This window comes from Brevibacillus sp. FW306-2-1A-C05A (assembly GCF_058781555.1).
This window is the reverse complement of record NZ_JBYSWV010000117.1, coordinates 1-709: the sequence shown is the minus strand read 5'-3', so window position 1 is coordinate 709 and position 709 is coordinate 1. Positions and strand designations below refer to the sequence as shown.

1 rRNA gene is annotated in these 709 nt (G+C 54.2%); it reads left to right on the top strand.

Going from position 1 to position 709, the window contains the following annotated elements:
* Positions 1-709 (top strand): 23S ribosomal RNA (locus AC3WJN_RS25580); the annotation flags it as partial.

Here is a 709-nt window from a genome sequence, read left to right as displayed (position 1 = left end):
GGCAGACCCGGTGAACTGAAACATCTAAGTAGCCGGAGGAAGAGAAAACAATAGTGATTCCGTCAGTAGTGGCGAGCGAACGCGGAAGAGCCTAAACCGTCGGGTTTACCCGGCGGGGTTGTGGGGCGTCTCACATGGAGTTACAAAGGATGGATGTAGATGAACAGTCTGGGAAGGCTGACCAAAGAGCGTGACAGTCGCGTAATCCAAACATCCATCCCTCCGAGACCAACCCCGAGTAGCGCGGGACACGTGAAATCCCGTGTGAATCTGGCAGGACCATCTGCTAAGGCTAAATACTACCTAGCGACCGATAGTGAACCAGTACCGTGAGGGAAAGGTGAAAAGCACCCCGGGAGGGGAGTGAAACAGTACCTGAAACCGTGTGCTTACAAATAGTCGGAGCTCGTTAAAAGAGTGACGGCGTGCCTTTTGTAGAATGAACCGGCGAGTTACGGTAGCGTGCGAGGTTAAGTCGAAGAGACGGAGCCGCAGCGAAAGCGAGTCTGAATAGGGCGCAAGTACGTTGCCGTAGACCCGAAACCGTGTGATCTAGCCATGTCCAGGGTGAAGGTAGGGTAACACCTACTGGAGGCCCGAACCCACGCACGTTGAAAAGTGCGGGGATGAGGTGTGGCTAGCGGTGAAATTCCAATCGAACTCGGAGATAGCTGGTTCTCCCCGAAATAGCTTTAGGGCTAGCCTCGGA